Here is a 25,039-nt window from a genome sequence, read left to right as displayed (position 1 = left end):
AAAGAAACGAAAAGAAAAGGACATTCCTGATCCTTCAGGAATGCCCTTTTTTTAATGCTCATTTATGATACTGAGAATTTTAGCTTGAGTTTGGCTTAATAACTTTTCGGCACGGAGCGTTCTAGCTTATCTTATTGATTAAATTGAAAACGGTTAAGCAGTACCTCACCATTAAAGATGAGATAAACATCGGTAGTTTCAGATTCCACGGACACTTCACCAGTAAGTGTGTTCCACTGCTGCAACACGCCACCCGACGTTACAGTCACAGATCCAACCAGCTTCCCTGCTGGGCTGCCCGTTCTGATCTCAAGGGTGCCACCTTTTGCAGAGGATACCAAGGCTTCAAAAGCTCCTGCCCCTTGCTCGAACAATACATCTTTAAAAGCGATCCAAGCGCCATCTTTTACCGGATGTATGGAGGCACCGCCTGCTTTGCACTCGTCCAGATATACGCCTTCGTAGTCATCGTAATTCTCTGCTTTGGTATTGATATACAGATTACGCGACGGAATAACGTCCCCTTGAACTAATAGTTGAGCGGATAATTGGATATCAGCAGATGAACGGCCGATCAGAACCATGTACTCTCCATTTTCCACGCAATATTGCTCACGGGTAACATCCCAGAATGCCAGCTCGGCAACCGGTAACGTAAACTCTAGGGTTTGCGATTGACCTGCGGTTAGGTTTACTTTTTCAAAACCCTTCAACTGTTTAATCGGACGTTTGACCCGGGAATTCAGAGCTTGCACATATAGCTGCACCACTTCGTCCCCATCAACAACGCCTGTATTCTCTACTTGAACAGAAATTTTCAGCGTCTCATTCGCTTGCAGCTCCTTAGCGCTTAGGCTTAGGTTGCTGTAGGAAATTTGGGCATAACTTAAGCCGTGTCCAAACGCATACAGTGGCTCTCCGTCAAAGTACATATATGTTCTTTTGCCTTTGATAATATCATAATCCATCAGCTCAGGCAGCTGTTCTACAGAACGAAACCAAGTCATGTTCAGCTTGCCGGAAGGACTGTAATCGCCGAAAAGAACTTCTGCCACCGCATTGCCCAGCTCTTGTCCACTATGGGAGGTATACAATACAGCCGGAATGTTCTCGTCAATCCAAGTGGAAGTTATCGGGTAACTGCCGACAATGACCACTACCGTATTCGGGTTCGCTTCATAGACAGCTTTAACCAATCGCTCTTGCTCCTCTGGAAGCACAATATCCGGTCTGTCGATTTCTTCTTTTCCGTTAAGGAGTGGATGGTTGCCCACAAAAACCACAGCGATTTCAGCAGCCTTGGCAGCTTCTACTGCAGCCTCTATGCCGTTAGTTACGATGTTCTTTTTAAAAAGACCTGCTTGCGCATTGGCATCCTGATCTGCCACTTGCAGCGTTCCATTTTCCGGATTCACCGAGATCATTTTATCATTCCAGGTCCGCAAAGATACCGTATCTTCGCCTTCCGGAACGATGTTAATCGATTCTTTTACAAACCAGCCGTAAATTTCATCAGCAGATGCTGTGAGAGTCTCTGCTTCGCTTAAAGTTACATACTGACCGCGACTTGTCGCCTTCAGAGTATTGCTAGTCCAGCCCCAAGCTGTATGATGGAACAATTCTCCGTGCTCTGCTATGTCATGTTGTACAGCCAGTCTTCCGTCCTCCCCTGTGATTCCAATGGCTTGGCCGTTTGCGGCTGAAGTAAGAATGATCTGATCTGCGCCACTCTCAAAAGTAACGTGTTTACCAGGCAGCTTTTTGCTAACCCCCTGCAGCGGAGTCACTCCATAAGGTAAAGTGCCAGAATACCAGTCTCTAAAGGCTTCATCACCAAGCGGACCAATAATCGCCAATTTGCTCAGACTGCTTTTGTTCAATGGCAATGTGCCTTGGTCATTCTTCAACAATACTATAGATTGTTTCGCAGCTTCCAAGGAGAGTGCGGTATGTTTTTTGCTAAGTATTACGGAATCGTCGATTGCTGCGTATGGGTTCCCTTCAGCCGGATCGAACTCTCCCAGACGGAAACGAACTCTGAAAGTGTTGGCAAGCGCACGATCCAAATCTTCCTCTGCTAAGAGGCCTTGGTCTAGTGCTTCGTGAAGAACCTTGATTGTCTCTGCGGTTTCTTCTGTTACGCTGTCAATTCCATTTTTGATAGATTCAGCCATCGATTGTGCAAAAGATTCATAATACTTGTGATCCTTCACAATCCCAAAAAGATCGCCGGCATCGCTTACGATAAAGCCATCCATTTCCCATTCGCCTTTAACCACATCCATTACTGCCGGATGAAGAATAACAGGCACGCCATTCACCGAGTTATAAGCGGTCATCATGGACTGTGCGCCACCTTCTTGAAAAGCAGGCTTAAACGCTTCCAGATAATACTCCCGCATATTTCTCGGATCGATGCTCGCGGAGCAGTTCCCGCGTTCAATCTCATTATTGTTGCCGAGGAAATGCTTCAGCGTTGCTACCGCTTTCAAATAGACCGGGTGATCACCTTGGATTCCCTGCACAAGTGATGTGCTGAGGCGTCCGGTCAACTCTGGATCTTCGCCGTAAGCTTCCTCGGTTCTTCCCCAACGCGGGTCACGTTCCATATCCACCGTTGGCGCCCATAACGTCAGACCGTTAACCGTTGGATTCTTTTTGTAAAAGGCTCTAGCTTCATCTCCGATGGCCGAACCAATCTCCTTCAGCAGCTCTGGATTCCAAGTACAAGCCAGTCCGCTCGGCTGAGGAAAAGAAGTCGCTTTTCCAAGCCAAGAAATCCCGTGCGCCGCTTCCGTACCATGCTTGTAGGCCCCAACACCCAAACGCTCTATGGCAGCTTGATACTGAGGCATCAGGCTTACTTTTTCATCAAGTGTTAGTCTGGAGATCAGATCCTGCACTCGCTCATTTAAAGGTAAATCAATCTGTTGAAATGGATATTTAGCTATATCTGTTCCCATCAAAATCGCTCCTTCGTCTCTTGTTGATAGCGGTTTCATTCATTCCCGAGGACATTCCTTCGAAAAAACACCCATACGTCCTATCCATCTAATCATAGAAGATTCCCCTCCTCCGCAACACCTTAACAATCTAAATAGAAATCAGGTCATAATTAGAGATTTAGGGGGGATGATGTGAGTGTGAGTGCATGGGTTTGCTCATTATTCGCTCCATCTCAACAATCTACGGGATTTATACCGTTCATTTGCCCAATTCCCGCTGCACACCTCCAATCTGCGGGATTTATACCGTTCATTTGCCCAATTCCCGCTCCACGCACACAATCTACGGGATTTATACCGTTTATTTGCCCTATTCTCGCGCCACGCCTCCAATCTGCGGGATTTCTACCGTACATTTGCCCTATTCTCGCTGCACGCACACAATCTACGGGATTTATACCGTTCATTTGCTCGATTTCCGCTGCACAGCTACAATCTACGGGATTTATACCGTTCATTTGCTCACTTCTCGCTCCACGCCCACAATCTACGGGATTTATACCGTTCATTTGCCCAATTCCCGCTCCATCTCCGCAATCTACGGGATTTATACCGTTCATTTGCTCACTTCTCGCTCCACGCCTCCAATCTACGGGATTTATACCGTTCATTTGCCCTATTCTCGCTCCACGCCCGCAATCTACGGGATTTATACCGTTTATTCACCACAGCTGAGTATCGTTAAGTGAATGTACATATTCATAGCGACAAACCCTCCCACTCACCTGGGAAACTATCGGCTTAAACTTACCTTTCTCACAAAGTGACCTCATACATTTCCTAACTGTACGCAGATCAATGCCAAGCTCTCTCACCAAATCAACAGGCCGAATGTCCCCGTTCGAACGCACCGCAATTTGCAAAATATCACGCTCCAATCGACTAAACGCCTCCTTCTCTTCTGTCCTTAAAGCGAGGTACGGCATCAGTAATGATCTCAACAAAAAAATAGTATTCTCAGGACTCGCTTCCAGATCATCATATGGTATCGCCACTACCCGATAACCCGCGATTTGTAGATAAGTCTCTCGATTCAATTCCTGCCGATAACGCGTCCGATCTGTGTTTTGCACATGTGGGCCGTAACCTTTTACCTCAAAAGCAAACTTAACCTGCCCAGGCTTCCACGCAAAATCAACAAAATAAGGCCATCCCCGCCAATCCAACACTTCATATTCAGGATGAAGATCATTAAAATGACCCATCATTGGCCACCAAACCTTCTCCGCAAACATTCGCTCACCATGCCCATGTCCCCGCTCCAATCTCCCCCGTCTTTCTCCCGTTCTTCGACTAATATGATCTTCCACCCACTTACGGTGTTCTTCCGTAAATCCCATAACGTCCCCCTCCTCCTTGGCATAAAAAAATCCCGCACCCAATTATGGATGCGGGACGTGCTTCGTCCTATTACTCAGAAGTATAGTATTCGCCTTCTTATGCTGTCAATGACACTCTACATTCAACGTTAGCACTCGAGATAAATTTGCTTACCTATTAAAAAATCACATTAGTTAAAGTATATTGCATTAAAGTGAGTTCAGCTAGAGTCAGATCACTACAGTAAGTCCAGTTAGAGTTAGATCACTGCTGTAAGTTCAGCTTGAGTTAGATCACTACAGTAAGTTCAGCTTGAGTTAGATCACTACAGTAAGTTCAGCTTGAGTTAGATCACTACAGTAGTCCAGCTACAGTTAGATCACTAAAGTTAGTTCAGCTAGAGTCAGATCACTACAGTGAGTCCAGCTAGAGTTAGATCACTACAGTTCAGTTAGAATGAACTCAGCAAGAGCAATCTTGGTTAAGTAAACTACATTTGAGTTAGACGACTAGATTTAGCTCAATATAGTAGGTTTTATATAGTAGGTTCCGTTAAAGTAATCTCGGTTTGACTAAGTTCCGCTAGAATAATATTATTCGACCTACCTTTTTGAAATTGTCCGAAATCGTCTCCCATTCTCCACTATTCACTGGCTATCGACCTATGCTTTTTCTATTTAATTGTATTTCATGCAACTATTTATCCCTTATCCCCCTAAAAGTCCATTTAGTTGTACTTTCTACAACTAAAAAAGGAAACATTAGGTAGTTAAGCGTAAATGATCAAATTTAGATGTACAAAGTGCAGTTAACTGTTACTTTTCCTAAAACTACTGAAGTTTAACTGCACAAAATGCAATTAAAACTGAGTTCGAGATGAGGCTGAATGGATTGCGACTTAGTTGCATTGACTTAGCCGCCTAGCTATAACATTGCGACTTAGTTACATTGACTTAGCAGCCTAGCTACAACATTGCGACTTAGCTACATTGATTTAGCGGCCTAGCTACAACATCGTGACTTAGCTACATTGACTTAGCGGCCTAGCTACAACATTGCGACTTAGTTACATTGACTTAGCCGCCTAGCTATAACATTGCGACTTAGTTACATTGACTTAGCAGCCTAGCCACATCATCGCGACTTAGCAACATTAATTTAGCGACCTAGCCACCATCACGACTTAGCAACATTAATATAGCGGCTCAACTAGAGTGACATATTGCTCCCTCTTCACTGCCTTCCCTCACCTAGCAAATGTGCAGCCCGAGCGCCTTGCCCATAGGCATCAAAAGAGATCATTCCATCGTCACCCTGACTTCGACACCCCAGCTTCAACCCGAGACGGCAAATCATTGACCTTAAATCCATTATCCATTATCCTTCACAACAACCTTTCACAGAAATGTCGGAGAGCGTTCTTTTGTTCCCTAACAAATCACCATTTACCGCATATAGCTTACGAAATCCCTGCTTATAAAGAATTCTCGCGGCTTTATTTCTTTTGTAGTAACTTCCTGCAAGAATTAGAACCGAGTCGCCCGGAGATAGACAGTGCTGCCAGACATAGGGTAACCGCCCCAGCGAAATATTTATCGAACCACGGATACTGTCCTTCTGGTAATCAACGGCATCCCTGACATCGAGCATTTTCATAGCCAATGATTGATCCGCTAATTCGCGAACCTCACGAACTTCTATATAAGTAAGTGAACGAACAGGCCAAGCATAACGCAAAAACCTCACAATACTAAAGACAATTAAAATACTCAGTAGGATCCGAACCATCATGCTCATATCATTACTCCCGTACCAAAAAATCATCCGTCCAAGCGCCTAATCCACCCGTCATGTTCACAACGTTATACCCCTTTTCACTCAGCAGCTCACAAGCCAGTCCACTACGGCCACCACTTAAGCACATCACAATTATCTCGCCATGAGAATCCAGTTCATCTGTGCGCATCAATAGCTGTCCAAGCGGAATATGTTTAGCACCCATTACATGTCCCTCCACCCATTCGGCGGGTTCGCGTATATCCAACATGGTAAGAGTTTCGCCATTCTTCAAGCGCTCCGCCACTTGCTGTGGGGTAATTTCCTTTGAAATTTTAAAAGACATCGAGCATCTCTCCTTCACCTTTATAAAAATAACTTGATTTTCATATCACTATATCATAATATTACGATATAAGGATATTGTAAAGCGAGGTGTTCGTTACCATGGACAAAAATTTCAAAGCCTATAACCAAACCGCCGAAACCTTAAAGGCTATAGCTCATCCCGTGCGCTTGTGCATCATTAAAGGACTTCTGGAAAAGGGCAGCTGCAACGTGAGCTTCATGCAGGACTGTCTCGATCTTCCACAATCTACGGTGTCCCAGCATTTACAGAAGCTTAGATCACTAGGCATCGTTGAAACCGAACGTAATGGGCTGGAGATTAACTATTCTGTTAAAGACGAAAAAATCAAACATCTGATTCAGTTATTTTTAGGGGAGGAATAAGTCATCATGAGTAAAAAAGTATTAATTGTTGGCGGTGTTGCAGGAGGCGCGTCAGCAGCCGCCCGACTTCGGAGATTAGATGAAGATGCGCATATTGTAATGTTTGAGCGTGATCCGTACATTTCTTTTGCCAATTGCGGACTTCCTTATTATATCGGTGGGTCCATTCAGGACCGCTCCAAGCTGCTGGTGCAGACACCGGAGGCGATGCACAAACGTTTTAACATCGATGTTCGGATTCAAAGTGAAGTCGTGTCTATCGACCCCGTGAACAAAAAAGTGCGAGTAGAAAGCATAGAAAAAGGCTCCTATGAAGAGAGCTATGATGCGCTTATTTTATCGCCAGGTGCTAAACCGATTCGTCCGAATCTGCCCGGTATCGAGAGTTCCCAAATACACATGTTGCGTAACATTCCCGACACTGACAAAGTCAAAGCTAAAGTCGCTGCGGAAGGCACACGTTCGGCCGTGGTGATCGGTGGTGGATTTATCGGTGTGGAAATGGCTGAGAACCTTAGAGAAGCTGGTCTGGAAGTTTCCTTAATTGAAGCAGGACCACAAATATTAGCTCCATTCGATACTGAAATGTCTTCTATTTTGGCAAAAGAACTCGACGAGCATGGTGTTAATCTTATTTTTTCCGATATGGTCCAAGGGTTTGCTGAGGTGGGAGAACAAATACAGGTGCAATTAGCAAGTGGCACTGTACTGCAAAGTGATATGGTTCTGCTGGCTATCGGCGTTTCTCCGGATACCTCTTTTCTGAAGGACAGTGGCTTAGAATTCGGTCCCCGCGGCCATATTTTAGTCAATGAGCGGATGGAGACCAATCTGGATCAAGTGTTCGCTGTAGGTGACGCGGTTGAGGTGGTTGATTTCGTAAACGGAACAAAAACCGCCATTCCACTAGCTGGTCCTGCCAACAAGCAAGGGCGGATTGCTGCGGACAACGTCAGTGGTCTCGGCACAACTTACAAAGGATCACAAGGGACTTCTATTATTAAGGTTTTTGGAGTCACAGGTGCTTCTACCGGAAATAACGAAAAAACGCTACAACGTTTGGGTCTGCCGTATCACGTGATATATATACATCCAAGCTCACACGCAACCTATTATCCGGGGGCAACTCCGATATCTATGAAGCTGATTTTTGATCCAAAAGGTACGGTGCTAGGAGCACAAGCTGTGGGTTACAGTGGTGTAGACAAACGTATCGACGATATCGCTACAGTTATTCGTTTTAGAGGTTCGGTCACTGATTTGACGGAGTTAGAGCTATCTTATGCCCCTCCTTATTCTTCCGCTAAAGATCCGGTGAACATGGCTGGCTTTGCTGCTGAAAATATTTTGCAAGGTTTGACTACGGTATTCGTGCCTAAGGATTTAGAGGGTCGTGACAATAACAACACCATTTTAGTTGACGTACGTTCGGAAATCGAACATGCTAATGGTCATATTGAAGGGTCCATTAACATCCCTGTGGATGATCTGCGTGGTCGGCTAAGCGAGCTTGACTCTAGTAACGAAATTTGGGTGTATTGCCAAGTTGGACTCAGAGGCTACACCGCTTCCCGGATTTTACAGCAAAAAGGTTACCGTGTGAAAAACCTGACCGGCGGTTATAAAACCTATCAGATGAGCCAATTTACGCCTAAAAAAAAAGATAACTTGACGCCAAACGTTGGTACACCAGCAGCCAGTAAAGAAATCGCAGCAACAAGAGCAATGACGGAGACGGAGACGGAGACTGGGATTGGGACTGGAACTGCGATTGGGATTGGGACTGGAACTGCGACTGGGACTGGCACAGTTACACCCACTGTTAACGCTGCAGCTTTCACAGCTACCTCCAGCACAATAGGTGCCCCTTCATCCAAACTAGAAACGGAACTAGCACCTGATTCCGTGCTTGATGCCTGCGGACTGTGCTGCCCAGGGCCGCTGATCCAAGTTAAAATGAGCATGGACCCGCTCTTGGAAGGGCAAGTCCTGAAGGTAACTGCTTCCGATCCCGGATTTTATGAGGATATCAAGGCTTGGGCTCGTATGTCCAACAATACGCTTTTGCAGCTAACAAAGCTGCCTACTGGCATGATCGAAGCTTATCTGCGCAAAGGAGTTATCGAGACTTCAGCATCAGCACCAACCGGAGCAGACGCACAAGTAATTCAAACTAGCAACGCAAGCACAATGGTTGTTTTTAGCGGGGATTTGGATAAAGCGATCGCTTCCTTCATCATTGCCAACGGAGCAGCATCCAGCGGTAAAAAAGTCACAATGTTCTTTACCTTCTGGGGCCTCAATATTATCCGCAAGGATGAGAAGGTGCCTGTGAACAAAAACTTCATCGGTAAAATGTTCGGTGCCATGATGCCACGCGGCAGCCGGAAGCTGACGCTTTCAAATATGAACATGATGGGCATGGGCTCGAAAATGATCCGCTCTTTAATGAAGAGCAAAAATATCTCTTCCTTGGAGGAATTGATTCAGATGGCTATCGACCAGGGTGTGGAAATCGTCGCCTGCCAAATGTCCATGGATCTTATGGGCATCACTCGTGAAGAACTGATTGACGGTGTCGGAATCGGCGGCGTTGGTTATTACCTCGGCCAAGCCGATCAGTCGGGTCATAATCTATTTATCTAAATACCTTAACACCGCAAAGAGACTCCTCTATTTAAATAGAAGAGTCTCTTTCTTATATAAAAATAAACTCACGAGAATCGGTGATATAGATTTGAATAACCAAAATGCAAATTGACTGGATCTGGATACAGAATCTAAAACCTGCTATCCTATTTAATAGACATTCATCCGAACAACGACCCATTTCAGGTAAAAAAAGGAGATTAAATGAATACCCCGATACATATTCTTGTTGCTGAGGACGACAGCGACATCAACCGATTGCTATGCAACATAATTAAGAAAAGCGGCTACATTCCCCAACCTGCTTACTCGGGAACGGAGGCACTTCTCTATCTGGAGCAACGTCAATGGAGCATGCTGCTACTGGATCTGATGCTGCCTGGCATGTCGGGTGAGGAACTACTTGAGAGGATTGCCGGGCGGGACAATATGTCGGTAATTATCATTTCTGCCAAGGGTGAGCCTCAGACCAAGGTGTCTGCTCTGCGGGCGGGGGCGGATGATTTCATTACGAAACCCTTCGACGTTGAAGAAGTCTCTGCACGGATCGATTCTCATCTACGTTTGTATTCGCGGATTGCGCAATCGGCTTTGCCTAACCTGCTCCAGCATCAGGGCCTTGTACTTCATCGAGATGCGATGTCGGTCACGGCAAATGGTGCGGAACTGACGCTCACAGCTCTAGAGTTTGAGATTCTCTCGTTACTTTTATCAGCTCCCAAAAAGGTGTTTACGAAAGCGAATTTGTATGAAAAAGTCTGGCACGAGCCATATTACGGGGACGACAATACGGTCAATGTCCATATGAGCAATTTGCGCAGCAAGCTAACCAAGGCCGCGCCAGGAAGCGAATTTATCGAGACGGTATGGGGCATAGGTTATCGGCTCAAGCCTTAAGACATTCTTAAGATTTGGCTTTAGCTCTTCTTATGTTTTCAATTCTATACTTGGTCTATCACGAAAAGGAGGCCAAGACGAGATGTACGAGTATGTATTAAAAACAAATCAGCTATCCAAAAAGTTCAAGGGCCATACAGCGCTGGACAAAGTCAATTTGTCAATCCGTAAAGGCTCTATTTATGGTTTTATTGGGCAAAACGGAGCCGGAAAATCAACATTAATCCGGATTGTGACCGGACTTGCTTTTCCGACTCAGGGGACGATCGAGCTGTTCGGAGCCAGTGAAGAGCAGGCCTTGATCCAAGCTCGTAAGCGAATCGGCTCGATTATCGAGAGCCCCGCTTTGTTCCCCCATATGACTGCGAGCGAAAATTTAGAAGCAAACCGGATTCTACGTGGTATTCCCGGCAAAGATTGTGTTCCTAGAATGCTAGAGCAAGTTGGACTACAGGGCGCTGGCAAGAAGAAAGCCAAAAATTTCTCACTTGGAATGAAGCAGCGGTTAGGTCTTGCCATCGCCTTACTGGGAGATCCAGAATTTCTGATTCTGGACGAGCCGACCAATGGGTTGGATCCGATGGGTGTCGTCGAAATGCGCGAACTGCTCAAGCGACTAAACCGTGAGCTAGGCATTACGATAATGATCTCAAGTCATATTCTAAGTGAGCTGCATTTAATGGCAAGTCATTATGGCATTATTCATCACGGTCAGTTGCTTGAACAACTCACTGCGGAGGAATTAAACGAGAAATGTCAGCAGTATTTATTTATCAAAGTGGATGATCCGGGCAAGGCAACAGCCGTCATTCAGAACGAGCTGGGTACGGCCGATTTCGAAGTGATGCAGGATGGAACCATCAAGTTATATAGCCGCCTTGAACAGCCAGGCAAAGTATCAACAGCGTTATTCTCTGCCGGCCTCGAGATCGAGAAGTTTATGCCTATGGGTGAAGACTTGGAAAGTTATTTTACGAAGCGGATTGGGGGGAATCCAAATGTATAATCTGATCAGAGTGGAGTTTTTCAAGCTCCGTAAGAATAGATCATTTTGGACTTTTCTATTGGCACTTTCCGTCCTCTCACTTGCTTACCCATTGCTATATTATTTTGATCATCGGTCCAATGGGGAACCTCAGATCACCGGCGCTGAATTTCTGACTACCTTTATTTCAAGCAATGCCTACATTATTAAATTCGGCGTAGCCATTCTGGCTGGATTCTTTATCTCTAACGAATATTCCACAGGGGTCATGAAGACGATCGCATCTTCGGGCAACACCAGAGGCCGGCTGTTCGCAGCAAAACTAATCGTATTCGCAGTTGGAGCCATGGCGATTTCGCTCGTCTTTCCTATTGTCAGCACAGTCGAAGTCACGTTGCTTTCGGGTTTCGGTCATCTGCCGGAAGGAAGCACTACACTTTTTATACCGCGAGCCCTCGGGCTAACGTTGTTGTACACGGCTGGTTACGCAGCCATCGGGGCGCTGTTCACCGTAATCCTAACCGACAGCGGCAAAACTATCGGCTTCTCAATGATTTTCTTCCTTATGATCGATACGGTTTTAGCTAGTATAGGTTCGAAGATCTCTTTCTTTAGTAATTTGTACGATTATTCCATCTTCAAACTGGTGAGCGATATCGGTAAGCCCAGTATCGACAGCGGAGATTGGCCAGCGCTTCTACTCGTGCCGTTGTTGACAATAGGCGTTTCCGGGGTACTCGGTATTCTCGTATTCCACAGAAAAGAAATCAAATAACAAATGGGGGGTGCAGGAGAGTGTTGCTTATTCTGACAATCATATTGTTTGTGGCAGGAGCTCTCCTTCTTTTCCGTTTGTTGATGTTAAGGCGAGAGCTAGGGCGGATAACAGGGCAATTGCATACCTACAATGAGCGAGCAACCGGTAAAAAAATTGATGTGGCTCTATTCGACCAGAAGCTTGAGGCGCTTGCGGGACAAATCAATCGTCAATCTGATTTAATCGTCGAAGCGGACGCCCAGCGAAAACGTGTCGAACAAGAATTCCGTCAGGCTGTTGCAAATATTTCACATGATATCCGTACACCCCTCACCTCCATCTTCGGTTATATTCAACTGTTGGAGGATGAGTCTATTACCCCTGGTGAAAAGCTTGAATATGTTGCCATCGTTAAAAATCGGACGAAACGGCTGCAGGCGCTGCTGAATGATTTTTTTGAGCTTTCCTTGATCGAATCGCTAGATTATCCTCTACATTCCGAAAAGCTTGGGATGACGGCCCTACTCTCGGAAATTCTGGTCGGATTTTACGATTCTTTCAACGAACGCAATATTACACCGGATATACGGCTACCTGAGGAAAATGTATCCGTATACGCCGATGAATCCGCTGTGCGGAGAGTTGTCGAGAATTTACTTGTCAATACGGTCAAACACGCGACCGGGTATGTGGAAATCCGTTTCGAACGACGGCAGGAAACAGCTGACTTAACGATAGTAAACGATGCGAAGGAACTAGCCGGAAGCGATGTTAACCTCTTATTTGACCGATTCTATACCGCAGACCGTACCCGATCTTCTCAAGCTTCCGGGCTGGGTCTCTCCATCGCCAAAAGTCTAATGAATAAAATGGGTGGCACGCTGACAGCCGAACTGGAGGGTGAGAAGCTGATAATGACCTGCCGTTGGAAACTAGGTGATGCCGGCATTAGCTTGGCTACTTGATTCACTTTATAGTTGGTCTAGACTAACCATTGTTCTTACCCGTTTATGGAAGGTAGCCCATTCTCGATAGCCAATGGCCTGCAGGTTTTTCCGGACTTCTTCGAACTGATCTCCCACCCGTTCGGGTTCATGTGCATCTGATCCAATCGTGACCTTCACACCATGAAACAGAGCTCTTTCTAGAAAAGCCGTATCTGGGACACAGTTATCGTCAGAAGTATTAATTTCGAGAACTACGTCACTTGCTGCAACGATTTGCAGGGTGAAATCCAGTGCTTCTGTCCACTTTTACACGAGATTGTCATCTGCTTCGATTTAATGGTTCTGAACAAAACTTTATCGAGAAATTATTCAATAAAAATGTCTCTGAATTTACGAAGCAACCTCCCGGCTATGAATTCTATCTAAAAACGCTTATGTTTGAGCTGCTTATTTATATTTATCGCCACCAGGAAGCGATGCCTCCTGCAATCACTGAAGAAATCAGTGTAGTGAACAAAAAGATATTTGAAATTGTTGACTATCTCAACCGTTATTACGACCAACGTCATTCCATACGCGATATTGCCAACAGATTCTATATCAGTCCTTCCTACTTCTGCAAAACTTTTCGTGATAGTACAGGCTTCACCTTTACAGAATATTTGAATAATGTGCGGATAAAGGAAGCTCGTGCCTTGTTAATCAATACTGCCTTTAAAGTAGCCAAGATAGCTGAAAATGTTGGATTTGATAATATGACTCACTTTGGTCGGGTATTTAAGGTAATCACCGGGCTTTCTCCACTAAAATACCGCCAGACTTATAAGATAGAAAGTCCATGATGTATCTACGAAAAAGGAGTAGCTGCAATCATTTTTATTACAATATCTAAACCAAAAAGACTCCTCTATTTATATAGAAGAGTCTTTTTTTTGTTACGACAGGCTAACGGATTATGTTTAAAATCTAACTCCGCAAGTTTAGGCTTGCTTCTTCAAGCGAGGGTATAAGAAATTTATGATCGATTGGTGATGACATCACGATCAGAATCGTGTAAGTACCGTATTTGTCACATTGATTTCCGAACTCCTCGAGGGCTCGTGTAGAGTCGGTTACTACCTTCAATAAGTAGTTGTGTTCCCCACTTATACGGTAACATTCGACGACATCAGGACTTGAGCGGCAGAAATCAAGGAATGCATTACAATCCCTAGAATGAAATAACATGTAGGCAGCTGCTTGTTTCCCAATCTTTTCAGGAGAAATTATGGTGCGATATTCGCTGATGATGCCTTTTTCCTCCATACGCCTAACTCTCTCCGTAACCGCAGGTTGCGATAAACCGACACATTTGCCCAGCTCTGTCATAGAAATTCTTGCTTGATTTTGAAGATGGAAGAGAATTTGCTTATCAACATGGTCCATCAAAATCGCCTCCTTTAAATTTAAGGTTTTCTATATTAACTAGATTGTAATTAACCGTTATAAAGCTAATTTAGCTTAGTTGCCTTATGTAATCAAGATAACTTGTTATATATAATAACCCTACAATAGTAAAGTGTTCTTGACTTTAACTATTCCGAAGGGATGAAGACCGTTGAGTATATTGGATTCAAATAAAATAATTACAGAATGTTTATCAGGTCGCATCGATAGAGTAATCGATCGAACCCTCGCTGACAAGCGCTTGGTCGGTGCTGTCATTAAAGTGGCGATAGATGGGGAACTGGTTTATAGCCGTGCTGCCGGTTTTGCCGACCGCGAGCTAGGCCGACTTATGCGAGAAGATGCCTTATTCCGGCTCGCTTCAGTTACTAAACCTATCGTTTCAACGGCAGCCCTAGTATTAGTTGCGCAAGGTCGTCTACAACTGGACGACCGCGTTGATCGTTGGCTTCCAGAGTTTCAGCCGCGTTTGCAGAATGGCGAGTTCGCTTCCTTGACGATTCGTCATTTGATGACGCACACCGCGGGCCTGTCTTACCGATTTTTCCAAGAAGAGAAGGGTTCCTATCAGTCAGCAGGGGTATCAGATGGTATGGATCAGTCCGGCATCACATTGGAAGAGAACCTGCGCCGTCTTGCCTCTGTCCCCCTCCTTTATACGCCAGGTACCGAGTGGAAATATTCCATCGCGACAGATGTGCTGGGAGCAGTAATTGCAAAGGTCACAGAAACACCGCTCAGTGAGGCTGTACATTCACTCGTGACCAAGCCGCTTGGCATGAGCGACACGGGTTTTATTGCAGTCGATCGAGAACGGCTGGCCACTTCCTATGCCAATGATACTCCAGAGCCACGGCCCTTACTTGATCCCGACAGTATTGCCTTTGTGGAGGGAACGGCTGGGTTCCTGCTTGCCCCTAGCCGAGCACTTGACACTACTGCCTATCCTTCTGGAGGAGCTGGCATGGTCGGCAGCGCCGGAGATTTTTTGCAACTGCTGGAAACATTACGTAAGGGCGGAGCGCCGCTGCTACCGGAGTCACTGGTTCACGATATGACGACCAACCAGATCGGTGATCTGCCAATGGCCTTCTGGCCAGGACGAGGCTTTGGCCTAGGCATCACGGTACTAAAGGATCCTGTCGCCGCAGACACTCCAGAATCTCCGGGTACTTGGCGCATGGGTGGTACTTATGGTCATTCGTGGTTCGTAGATCCCAAGCAACGCCTCAGTGTCGTCGCTTTCACTAATACCGCATTGGAAGGCATGTCGGGTCAGTTTACTGTAGACCTTTGTGATGCCATTTATGATAGACGTAATAAATAGAGCATGAACACAAGAAGCCTGGGGCCGGAATGAACCAGCCTAGGCTCTCTGTCCAGTAGACCCTATTCGTCGTCTATATCATTGAGTTTGCTAAAATTATATAAGAGAGGGGCTTCTCTATGAGCCAAAACACATCTTCTGCCACACAAAGTGCCCCCAGCACTCCCTCTTCTGAACGTCTGCCATGGGCTGGATTACTTGCCTTAGCTATGACGGGGTTTATCTGTATTCTTACCGAAACGATTCCGGCAGGCTTGTTGCTCCAAATAGGTGAGGGGCTTGGTGTCTCCGAGGCCCTTGCCGGTCAACTTGTCACTTTGTATGCTCTTGGTTCCCTGTTGGCCGCGATTCCCTTAACTACCGTGACGCGTGGATGGCGGCGGCGACCACTGCTACTAATGTGCATCCTTGGTTTTCTCATATTCAACACCGTCACCACTTTTTCTTCCAATTATATACTTACGCTAACAGCTCGGTTCTTCGCCGGCGTATCCGCTGGAGTCTTATGGGGCATGATAGCAGGTTACGCCCGGCGCATGGTGCCGGAGTCACTCAAGGGACGAGCAATGGCGGTAGCGATGGTTGGCACACCTCTCGCTCTGGCACTCGGTGTCCCTGCTGGAACCCTTCTTGGCACCCTTGTAGGCTGGCGCTCTATCTTCGGGTTCATGTCGCTATTAGCTCTCATGCTGATCGCTTGGGTATTTTGGAAGCTACCGGACTATCCAGGAGAAGCCCCTGATAAACGGCTCCCTCTCTACAAGGTTTTTGTTATTCCGGGGGTACGGCCGGTATTGTTTGTCGTTCTGGTATGGGTACTAGCACACAACATCTTGTATACCTATATTGCCCCCTATCTTACTCAGGCCGGGCTAACCCAGCGGGTTGACTTGGTATTGCTTGTTTTCGGCATTACAGCGCTTGTTGGCATCTGGGTCATCGGTATTTGGATCGACCGCAAACTGCGTCCATTGGTTCTGATCAGCCTAGCTGCTTTTGCCTTGTCATCCATTGTACTAGGCATTAGTAGCAGCCAGCCCATAGTGATCTATTTAGTGGTTGGTGTATGGGGGTTGACGTTCGGAGGAGCAGCTACTTTGCTACAGACAGCCGTTGCCGAAACCGCTGGCGAAAGTGCAGATGTGGCCCAATCGATGCTGGTGACGGCATGGAACCTAGCTATTGGCGGTGGCGGAGTGATAGGCGGAATTCTTATTGAAACACTTGGTGTCCGCTCCTTCCCGTGGGTAATGTTTATACTATTGATTCTTGCGCTGCTAGTAGCGTGGCGCGCTAAAGATTACGGATTTCCTTCAAGGAAACGTTGAGGCACACCTATCGAGTTTATGGGTAACGGTATCCAGACAAGAAATTTACACAAATAAGACCAGTGGCACATATTAGATAGGACTAATATGTGCCACTGGCTTACTTCTACTTAGTAGCCAATGTATTAAATTCTTGCAGATCCTTGGCTAAATCTTCTTCCGTGTATTTCCCTTGGCCGAAACCGATCATTGCCCGCAGCGGCATATATTTCATCATCGCCATGTACATTTCCGGGTTATCATCCATCGCACCCTCTAAGCCAAAAACACTGCTGAATTTCTTCACTTTTTCCGCTGTCCGTGGATTATCCAGCAAATCACCAATAGTACTATTCCGATGATAACGCATCGTAAGCGGATTGGTCGATTCTACTCCGATACAAGTTGTCAGACGAATATCCCGCGATGATGAGCCAATAGCAATTTCAAAATCTCCACTTTCCACATGCCAATCACCAATGTTAACGTTGTAATAAGCAAAGGAGCGTTTATCTAACTCAAAGGTTACCTCCTGCTCTTCTTCAGGCTGAAGCTCTAGCTTCTGGAAGCCTTTTAGTTCCTTCAGTGGACGGATCACGCTGCTCTCCACATCACTAACATAGAGCTGAACGATTTCTTTTCCTGCGCGAGTGCCCGTATTTTTAACAGTAGCCTTAACCTGAATAGTCTCGGTGTCCTTTATGCTACTCTTGGAAATTGTTAAATGACTGTATTGAAACTCTGTGTAGCTGAGACCAAAGCCGAAAGGAAACAGCGGTTTTATCTCTTTTTTATCATAATAACGATAACCTACGAACAAACCTTCCTTATACTCTACCTTGTCCCCTTCCCCCGGGAAATTAAGAAAGGATGGATTGTCGCTCAGCTTCATGGGGAACGTCTCTGCCAGTTTACCGCTTGGGCTGACCTCTCCAAACAATAAATCTGCTACGGCACCCCCAAACGCCTGCCCACCTAGATAACCCTCAAGGACTCCTTTTGTTTTATCAATCCAAGGCATCTCTACAGGTGAGCCATTACTGAGTACAACAACGATATTACTCTGCACCTCAGCTACCACATCGATCAGCGCTTTGTGGCTCTCTGGAAGAGACAAGTGGCTGCGATCATAACCCTCTGACTCATAATTATCCGGCAGTCCAAGGAACAACACCGCTACATCACCTTTTGCCGCTGTTTCTCTTGCCTCTTGCAGCAAAACCTCATTAATCTCATCATGCTCCAGTTCATATCCTTGGGCATATAGCAGCTCAGCAGACCCCGCAAGACCTCTCATCTCTTCAAAAGCATCATCCAATTGAGTTGGATTCACATGCGAGCTTCCCCCACCTTGATAACGCGGATTTTTAGCAAATTCCCCAATGATCGCAATAGTACCTTGTTTAGATAAGGGTAGAACTTCCTCCTCATTTCTAAGAAGCACCATGCTTTCCCTCGCCACTTTCCGTGCCAGTTGGTGATGCTCTTCAGCATTAAATGAAGTATTATCTTTACGATTGTCTACCGCTTTAAAAATAAAAGTGAGCAGCCGCTCCACCGCAAGGTTTAACGTTTCTTCAGCTAGTTCCCCACTTTGCACGGCTGCGACAATCTTGGCATCGCCAAGTCCTCCCGTTGACGGCATTTCCAGCTCCAGCCCTGCTTGCAGCGCCTTCACTCGCTCATTGACCGCACCCCAATCCGAAACTACAAATCCTTCGAAACCCCATTCATCTCTAAGAATCCGCGTTAGAAGCGTTTCACTCTCAGAAGCGTATTCACCGTTAACCCGGTTGTAAGAACACATTACGCTCCAAGGTTGACTGTTCTTAACTGCACCTTCAAAGCTAGCCAGATAAATCTCCCGCAGCGTCCGTTCATCAATAACCGCATCTACCGACATTCTCCGGTGTTCCTGATTATTGGCGGCAAAATGCTTAAGCGAGGTTCCTACTCCTTCGCTTTGCACACCTTTGATATGGTTCCCCCCCATCTCGGCAGAAAGATACGGGTCTTCCGAGAAATATTCAAAGTTACGACCGTTCAGTGGAGAGCGTTTAATATTCGTCCCCGGTCCCAACAGAACAGCAACGTTTTCTGCCTGGCACTCCTTACCAAGCGCCTTCCCCACTCGCTCAATTAGTTCCCGATCCCACGAAGAAGCCAACCCTGCTGCTGAAGGAAAACAAGTTGCGGGAACACTGTTATGAAGCCCGAGGTGATCGGCACTCTCTTTTTGCTTGCGTAAACCATGGGGTCCGTCCGTTACCATCAAAGAAGGGATTCCGAGTCGTTCAATCCCCTTGGTATGCCAGAAATCAAGCCCTGAACAGAGTCCCGCTTTCTCCTCAAGGGTCAATTGTGATATGAGTTCATGAATTTTGGTTTTCATAAAAATGCCTCCTCTGAATGTATACTATCCCCATTTTAATATACTTCATGCTTGATTTATGGCATTATTATCGTGTTTTTGGTATTCTTGTTAGGCGAGGAGGTCATAACATGTTAGATCATTTGGAGGATAAGGAAAGAGTCCAATATATCTGTAAAGTGATGTATGAGTCACAGCAAATTCCCGTGTTCCTGCTCGACGCCAATCGGGAAATTGAATTTGCTATGCCTTCCTCCTTCGAGTGCGCCCCTTGGGTTCATAACCTTAATGAGCCACTTTCTGAAATTACTAAATCTTTTAATCGTGAAAACAACTCTAATGGCAATGGACGGACTTCTACCATACCCATCGTTCGTACCACAAATTTTCTAGAGAATTACATCATTCTCCATTTACCCTCAGACAACAGTAACGAGGGAAGCATTGTGATTGGCCCTTCATTGTATGCTCAACCTACGGAGGATAATGTGGCAAGTCTGATGCGTGATCATGAAGTTCCCCTTAAGTTTCAGGAGCAATGGCTTAACTATTACCGCAGCCTGACCGTGTTAAATAAAATGAGACTATACCATACCGCTATGCTGCTATACTCGCTCGTTACTGGAAAAACCTTGACCCTTAGCGAACTGCTGCTGGACTCCCGCATTCTTGCCTATAAACAACTGCCCTCAGGCAGTTTGGATTTGGATATTTCTTATCGCCGTGAGAATACGTGGCTGCACCACGAGCCTATGCTAGAAAAAAATCTCTTTCACTATGTCAAAAAAGGCAATAAAACTGAGCTGCTACGCGTTCAAGCTTCGTTCTCCGAAGAGAGTTACGGGCTTCTCTCTAAAAGGAGCCAATTACGTAACAAAAAGAATCTGGCAATCTCTTGTATTACACTCGCTACACGTGCAGCTATAGATGGAGGGCTGTACTGGGAAATTTCTTATACCCTAAGCGACTTTCATATCCAGCATATCGAAGAACTAAAAGATATTCCCGCTGTAGATCATGCCGTTCTTTATGCCCTTTGCGATTTCGCAGACCATGTCAAAGAGAGCCGGATGGCGAAACTGTCGCGCACCGTGGCTCTCTGTCAGAACTATATTTTCAATCACCTATATGAGGAACTTTCCTTAGATAGACTGGCTGAGGTTGCAGGATTAAATAGAAGTTATCTCTCCCTATTATTTAAGAAGGAGACCGGCATCACCATCAGCGATTTTATTCAATTGGAGCGGATTGAAGAGGCAAAACGACTAATAGAAGTACCAGAGATAAGCTTATCGGACATCGCCTCACGCCTACATTTTAATGATCAGAGCTACTTTACCAAAGTGTTTAAGAAATATACCGGAATCACCCCTAAACAATTTAGAACAAATAGGGAAAACACACTTTAAGAAAAGTAGACACAACAAAAATTCTAAATGGATATGAAAATAGCAGCTGACATCACAGCTCTGTGATTGCTGCAAGAACAGTATTGTTGAAGTAATCAACATACATATTTTTAAATGGCTTCTGGTGATCCAACTCTACGGATAAATGAACCGTCACTGTCTGATAAATCGGATCCACGCAGAGGAAAGGACCTGCCGCTCCCCAGTGTGAATAGGCATCTGCAGAGAGCAGATCTCCACCGTCACGCTTCGTGCCATTAATCGCCCATCCGTACCCCCAGTATGCTTCAGGGAAAACTTCGTCTCTATATTGTGAGGATACGCCCGGAATTTGATTGCGGGTCATTTCTTTTACTGTTACCGGACTAAGCAATCGTACTCCGTTATAAATTCCGCCGTTAAGGAACATCTGGCTAAAAACAGCCAAATCCATAGCCGTTGAGTAAGCGCCGCCCCCCGCAGATACAGAATTCAAATTGTATTCGCTGTCTACCCATTCCGCGCATGCTGCCTCAGGGGCACGTCTAACTACTCTGTTCCGCACTTCCTTTGGCACACGATAATATGTATTTTCCATTCCAAGTGGTTTAAAAATGGTTTCCTTTACGAATACATCATAAGCTTGTCCACTAACTCGCCGTATAATTTCACCCAACAGCTCATAACCATATCCACAGTAAGACATCACAGTACCTGGCTCGTGGCTTAGTGGTGCATCATAACCGCCATTAACCTCAATTCCAGAGGTATGTGTCAACAAATGATGTACGCATACTTTTGTTTTGTTCTCCCCTGTAAATTCGGGGATGTAATCAGAAACCGGCCTATTTAGGCCCACTTTCCCTTGTTCCACTAACATCATAATAGCGGTTGCAGTAAATAGTTTTGTGATGGAACAGAGTGGAAATATAGCATCCGCTGTTAAATCTGCTGCGTCTGCTTCAGGACCGAATTTTCCATTCGCTTGATGGACCAGCAGCGTCCCCTTTCTCGCAGCAACAATAACTTGCGCAGGTGTGATATTGTCTTCAACCATTTGTGCGGCGGCTGTACGAATACGCTCCACACCAAAAGCCGAGACACCCGCCTGTTCTAAAGAATTAAATACTAACCCTCTCATCGTTAGCCCTCCAATATGATTCATTTAATACATATATAAACTATTATACAAATATATTAAATAATCCTGCTAGTTTACTATTATCCTGTGACTGAATTGTTGAGTTTCTATTAGCTATTTGCTAAAAAAACTAAAGCTGACCCCGGTTTCTCCCGAAAATCAGCTTCAGCTTAGTTTTCACTAAATTACCGCTACCTTAAAAGCATCTACATTAAATGTTGTCCCGTTGATGGATAATGTGGCATTGTAATAACCCCGATCACCATTTGTTTTGCATTTATATTCCCCAGAACATCCGCATACGAAAAATTTAGTTTTGTTGTAACCGGGATATATATTACTAAGCTTTCGGTAAAACAGATGTCCATGATGCGTAAAAATAGCTAACACCTTATCTCTCACTTTTGTAGGAATGGATGAAAAAAACTTATTCGTCTCCGATGCGCTTAATACATGGGTTGGGTCCACCGTAATCCCACTTACTTTGAGAGGCCAATGAAAATCTATAATATAATAAAAACTATCATCTAAATTTCTCAACAAATTTATACTACCCGGAGTAAACCGTCCAAGCGCACAATTAAGCCATACATACTTGACCTTCCCCTGCGTACCCGGAAAATTCATTTGACCTTCAACAGCACCTAAATATTGTGTGAATAAGGACTGTGTGCTTGCCTCCCAATTTCCTATAGATGCTTTATAAGGAATACTCCCAAGCGTGCTTGTTACCGTATCCTTGAAGTCCTTGTAGTAAGCATTCGCATTATTTCCATGATTAGCTCCCGCTTGCGTATTATCTCCTCCAAAAATAACAAATCTCTTATTCCCGTTATTCACAGCTTTAGGCAAAAGATTACTAAAAATGCTTGAGCTGTTTCCATACCCCACATGACTATCACCAATAACCGCAAAGTTAATGATTTGCGCTTTTGCTTTAAGAATTAAACTACGTTTAGGCTGCAGTCTGGAGGCAGGTCTTCTTTTCCTACTAGGTTTCACCTGTCTTTTCATCTTAGATTCACCTCTTTTAAAATGGATGAAGGATCATAGTAGTATTTATATTCGCTTGACCTTAGGGACTCTTGGACCAATGGATTCATCTAGGAGATTAGTTTCTCTTCTACTTTGTGGTCATTTATGCGGCTTGTCCCAAACGAGAGATGTTATAATTAGTCCCATAGAAGTGAAGAATATAATACCATTCATAGAATTATAGGTAACGGAGGCTTAAGATTTGAATAACGTAGTCCCAGAATGGGCGGAGTCCCATTTCCCTTTATATACCGCTGATAGTATTCAGTCGATGTATGGAACCTCAAATCTGCCAAGACTTCAGATTCATGAGCATTCAACCGTCCTACTAGCTATTGCTGCTGGCAAGGGTATGCTTGAGGTCAATCATCAGACTTATGAGCTAATGGAAGGCATTGTCGTCCTTCTCCCCGAGAATACTTACGCCTCTCTAATTACAAATCGCCAGCAGCCGCTTCATGCTTATAAGCTTTCAATCCGGATTCAAGAACAGACACGAGCACTGCCCTCCAGTGCTATGACGCGGACAAGCCAACTGACATCCAATTCAAATATGCTGTTATTTCCTCATGAACCAGCCATTGTATCTAATATGAAGGAATTGTATCTTCACCGGTTGCCAGATCGTGAAATACGTCATGTACAGAACCAGATCCTGTTCCATCAGATGCTTCTTCAATTGCTGGAGCAGCAGGAAACAAGATTTGAAGTGAGTGAGCAGCCCTCAATGGAACGCAGTATCACATACTTAGAGAATCACTTCAGCGAAAAAATATCACGTGAGCAATTAGCTGCAATTGCGGGTGTGAGCGGTTCACATTATTCAACGCTATTTAAACAATTTACGGGCTTTACCCCTAATGAATATCTGTCCAGGTTGAGAGTTCACAGAGCGAAGGAACTACTGCTTAATAGTTCAAGCACACTAAGAGAAATTGCTTTAAAGGTGGGCTACAAGGATGAGTTCTATCTTAGTCGGCGCTTTAAGCAGCAGACCGGCGCATCTCCTTCAGGCTATAATCTTATCCCTTTCCAACGTGTAGCGGTGATGCTCACTCCCTATGCCAGTCATTTGCTGCTGCTTGGCCTGGAACCTGCAGTTACCATTTCAGAGAGCAGCGAGTATTTAAATCTTTCTGACCAGGAACCACCACAGTCTATGAAATTCATCCATACGAACAGCTCGGCTGAGCAGATAAAAGTGTTATTACTGGAAGCAAACATTGAATTGCTTATTGCAGCCACACAACATCTGGAAGAATTCGGCTTGAACGCTGAGCAGCTGCGGGCGGTCGCTCCTATTGTTGAAATCTCTTGGCAGGAACTAGGATGGAAAGACCACTTGCGCTTGATCGGCCGTGCCATTCACCGTAGCGAACGTGCTGAGCAGTGGCTGGACGATTTTGAACAAGAGGAGCTGGAAGCTCGGGCCGTGGTGCAGCAAAGCGCGGTGGCTAACGAGATTGTAACCCTTCTGGTCATTAAACCAGATGGACTACTCGTATACGGGGCAAGAAATGTTGGGTATGTGATCTATCAATCGCTAGGTCTCAAGGCTCCTGCCTTGATTGAGGATCAAATAAATAAACTCGGCGACCAGTTTCATTCCCTTGTGATTGACGTCTCTGAGCTGGAGGCTTATGCCGGTGACCGATTGTTAGTCACTGTATTTCCAGACGCAAAAGGCTCCACTGCACACAGTGAAGAAATCTTCCACTCCTCTTATTGGAACCAGCTTTCTGCTGTGCAGAACAAGAAGATCCATCTGCTTAATCTGGATGAATGGGTGCCTTATAATCCAGTTTCCATTCGTTTGCAGCTTGGACGTGCGGTTGCATTATTCGAAGGCCAATAATAGTCCAAGTCTTTTTTCCAACAAAAAGGCATGGTTAGGCACATAAGTGATCCCTATAATGATTACAAATGCGAATGATTCTCATAATCAATCTATGGCAC

The 25,039-nt window shown here is 45.2% G+C and carries 22 protein-coding genes; 12 read left to right on the top strand and 10 right to left on the bottom strand.

The annotated features are described in order from the left end of the window. Window positions 1-131: 131 nt before the first annotated feature. A complete protein-coding gene (locus MKY54_RS08005; protein ID WP_339190134.1) occupies window positions 132-2,963 on the bottom strand; it encodes a glycoside hydrolase family 3 C-terminal domain-containing protein in 2,832 nt (943 codons plus the stop codon). 188 nt (window positions 2,964-3,151) lie between these two features. On the opposite strand from MKY54_RS08005, the gene MKY54_RS08000 reads away from it, so the two are divergent. After that, window positions 3,152-3,694, top strand: a complete 543-nt coding sequence (locus tag MKY54_RS08000; protein ID WP_339190132.1) for a hypothetical protein — start codon at window positions 3,152-3,154, stop codon at window positions 3,692-3,694. Here MKY54_RS08000 and MKY54_RS07995 read toward each other — a convergent pair. From MKY54_RS07995 to MKY54_RS07980, 4 genes are all read right to left on the bottom strand, one after another. Beyond that, complete coding sequence (locus tag MKY54_RS07995; RefSeq protein ID WP_339190131.1) at window positions 3,668-4,345, bottom strand: winged helix-turn-helix domain-containing protein; 678 nt, start codon at window positions 4,343-4,345, stop codon at window positions 3,668-3,670. The two genes, MKY54_RS08000 and MKY54_RS07995, sit on opposite strands and share 27 nt — an antisense overlap. A gap of 1,213 nt (window positions 4,346-5,558) precedes the next feature. Continuing rightward, on the bottom strand, window positions 5,559-5,696 hold the full coding sequence (locus MKY54_RS07990) for a hypothetical protein (RefSeq protein ID WP_339190129.1): 138 nt from the start codon (window positions 5,694-5,696) through the stop codon (window positions 5,559-5,561). A gap of 6 nt (window positions 5,697-5,702) precedes the next feature. Further along, a complete protein-coding gene (locus tag MKY54_RS07985; protein WP_076185312.1) occupies window positions 5,703-6,122 on the bottom strand; it encodes a rhodanese-like domain-containing protein in 420 nt (139 codons plus the stop codon). Window positions 6,123-6,126: 4 nt separating this feature from the next. Beyond that, on the bottom strand, window positions 6,127-6,447 hold the full coding sequence (locus MKY54_RS07980; protein ID WP_076185313.1) for a rhodanese-like domain-containing protein: 321 nt from the start codon (window positions 6,445-6,447) through the stop codon (window positions 6,127-6,129). Window positions 6,448-6,548: 101 nt separating this feature from the next. Between MKY54_RS07980 and MKY54_RS07975 the strand changes: the two genes are divergently transcribed. From MKY54_RS07975 to MKY54_RS07950, 6 genes are all read left to right on the top strand, one after another. Beyond that, the gene (locus MKY54_RS07975; RefSeq protein ID WP_036675735.1) at window positions 6,549-6,833 is read left to right on the top strand and encodes a metalloregulator ArsR/SmtB family transcription factor; all 285 of its coding nucleotides are present in this window, start codon (window positions 6,549-6,551) and stop codon (window positions 6,831-6,833) included. Window positions 6,834-6,839: 6 nt separating this feature from the next. Continuing rightward, window positions 6,840-9,479 (top strand): FAD-dependent oxidoreductase, encoded by a 2,640-nt coding sequence (locus MKY54_RS07970; protein ID WP_339190127.1) that lies wholly within the window; start codon window positions 6,840-6,842, stop codon window positions 9,477-9,479. A 207-nt stretch (window positions 9,480-9,686) separates the two neighbouring features. Beyond that, window positions 9,687-10,379, top strand: a complete 693-nt coding sequence (locus MKY54_RS07965) for a response regulator transcription factor (protein ID WP_076307998.1) — start codon at window positions 9,687-9,689, stop codon at window positions 10,377-10,379. An 82-nt stretch (window positions 10,380-10,461) separates the two neighbouring features. After that, on the top strand, window positions 10,462-11,385 hold the full coding sequence (locus MKY54_RS07960) for an ABC transporter ATP-binding protein (RefSeq protein ID WP_076307999.1): 924 nt from the start codon (window positions 10,462-10,464) through the stop codon (window positions 11,383-11,385). Beyond that, a complete protein-coding gene (locus MKY54_RS07955; protein WP_076308000.1) occupies window positions 11,378-12,139 on the top strand; it encodes an ABC transporter permease in 762 nt (253 codons plus the stop codon). The genes MKY54_RS07960 and MKY54_RS07955 overlap by 8 nt, the downstream gene beginning before the upstream one ends. A gap of 20 nt (window positions 12,140-12,159) precedes the next feature. Further along, window positions 12,160-13,086, top strand: coding sequence for a HAMP domain-containing sensor histidine kinase (locus MKY54_RS07950; RefSeq protein ID WP_256716041.1), 927 nt, complete (start codon window positions 12,160-12,162; stop codon window positions 13,084-13,086). Window positions 13,087-13,092: 6 nt separating this feature from the next. On the opposite strand, the gene MKY54_RS07945 is transcribed toward MKY54_RS07950, so the two are convergent. Further along, window positions 13,093-13,245, bottom strand: a complete 153-nt coding sequence (locus MKY54_RS07945; RefSeq protein WP_179086789.1) for a hypothetical protein — start codon at window positions 13,243-13,245, stop codon at window positions 13,093-13,095. Window positions 13,246-13,358: 113 nt separating this feature from the next. On the opposite strand from MKY54_RS07945, the gene MKY54_RS07940 reads away from it, so the two are divergent. Continuing rightward, complete coding sequence (locus MKY54_RS07940) at window positions 13,359-13,910, top strand: AraC family transcriptional regulator (RefSeq protein WP_339190122.1); 552 nt, start codon at window positions 13,359-13,361, stop codon at window positions 13,908-13,910. Between the two features lie 124 nt (window positions 13,911-14,034). On the opposite strand, the gene MKY54_RS07935 is transcribed toward MKY54_RS07940, so the two are convergent. Next, a complete protein-coding gene (locus MKY54_RS07935) occupies window positions 14,035-14,493 on the bottom strand; it encodes an Lrp/AsnC family transcriptional regulator (protein WP_076125220.1) in 459 nt (152 codons plus the stop codon). Window positions 14,494-14,665: 172 nt separating this feature from the next. On the opposite strand from MKY54_RS07935, the gene MKY54_RS07930 reads away from it, so the two are divergent. Together MKY54_RS07930 and MKY54_RS07925 are read left to right on the top strand one after the other, a co-directional pair. Continuing rightward, entirely contained in the window at window positions 14,666-15,841 is a 1,176-nt protein-coding gene (locus MKY54_RS07930; protein ID WP_254857088.1) for a serine hydrolase domain-containing protein, read from the top strand. A gap of 119 nt (window positions 15,842-15,960) precedes the next feature. Then, the gene (locus MKY54_RS07925; protein ID WP_339190120.1) at window positions 15,961-17,169 is read left to right on the top strand and encodes an MFS transporter; all 1,209 of its coding nucleotides are present in this window, start codon (window positions 15,961-15,963) and stop codon (window positions 17,167-17,169) included. A gap of 106 nt (window positions 17,170-17,275) precedes the next feature. Here MKY54_RS07925 and MKY54_RS07920 read toward each other — a convergent pair whose 3' ends face one another. Continuing rightward, window positions 17,276-19,540, bottom strand: a complete 2,265-nt coding sequence (locus MKY54_RS07920) for a glycoside hydrolase family 3 C-terminal domain-containing protein (protein ID WP_076125224.1) — start codon at window positions 19,538-19,540, stop codon at window positions 17,276-17,278. 110 nt (window positions 19,541-19,650) lie between these two features. Between MKY54_RS07920 and MKY54_RS07915 the strand changes: the two genes are divergently transcribed. Beyond that, the gene (locus MKY54_RS07915) at window positions 19,651-20,928 is read left to right on the top strand and encodes an AraC family transcriptional regulator (protein WP_076125226.1); all 1,278 of its coding nucleotides are present in this window, start codon (window positions 19,651-19,653) and stop codon (window positions 20,926-20,928) included. Window positions 20,929-20,980: 52 nt separating this feature from the next. Here MKY54_RS07915 and MKY54_RS07910 read toward each other — a convergent pair whose 3' ends face one another. Both MKY54_RS07910 and MKY54_RS07905 read right to left on the bottom strand, forming a co-directional pair. Beyond that, a complete protein-coding gene (locus MKY54_RS07910; protein WP_076125228.1) occupies window positions 20,981-22,048 on the bottom strand; it encodes a serine hydrolase domain-containing protein in 1,068 nt (355 codons plus the stop codon). Window positions 22,049-22,228: 180 nt separating this feature from the next. Further along, on the bottom strand, window positions 22,229-23,062 hold the full coding sequence (locus MKY54_RS07905; protein WP_076125230.1) for a metallophosphoesterase: 834 nt from the start codon (window positions 23,060-23,062) through the stop codon (window positions 22,229-22,231). 223 nt (window positions 23,063-23,285) lie between these two features. On the opposite strand from MKY54_RS07905, the gene MKY54_RS07900 reads away from it, so the two are divergent. After that, entirely contained in the window at window positions 23,286-24,938 is a 1,653-nt protein-coding gene (locus MKY54_RS07900; RefSeq protein ID WP_076125233.1) for an AraC family transcriptional regulator, read from the top strand. The last annotated feature ends 101 nt before the right edge of the window (window positions 24,939-25,039 follow it).

Origin of the sequence: Paenibacillus sp. FSL P2-0121, assembly GCF_037975345.1 — a bacterium.
GTDB lineage: Bacteria > Bacillota > Bacilli > Paenibacillales > Paenibacillaceae > Paenibacillus_AQ > Paenibacillus_AQ odorifer.
Note: the sequence above shows the minus strand (reverse complement) of the source record. Positions and strands in the feature narration are given on the sequence as shown.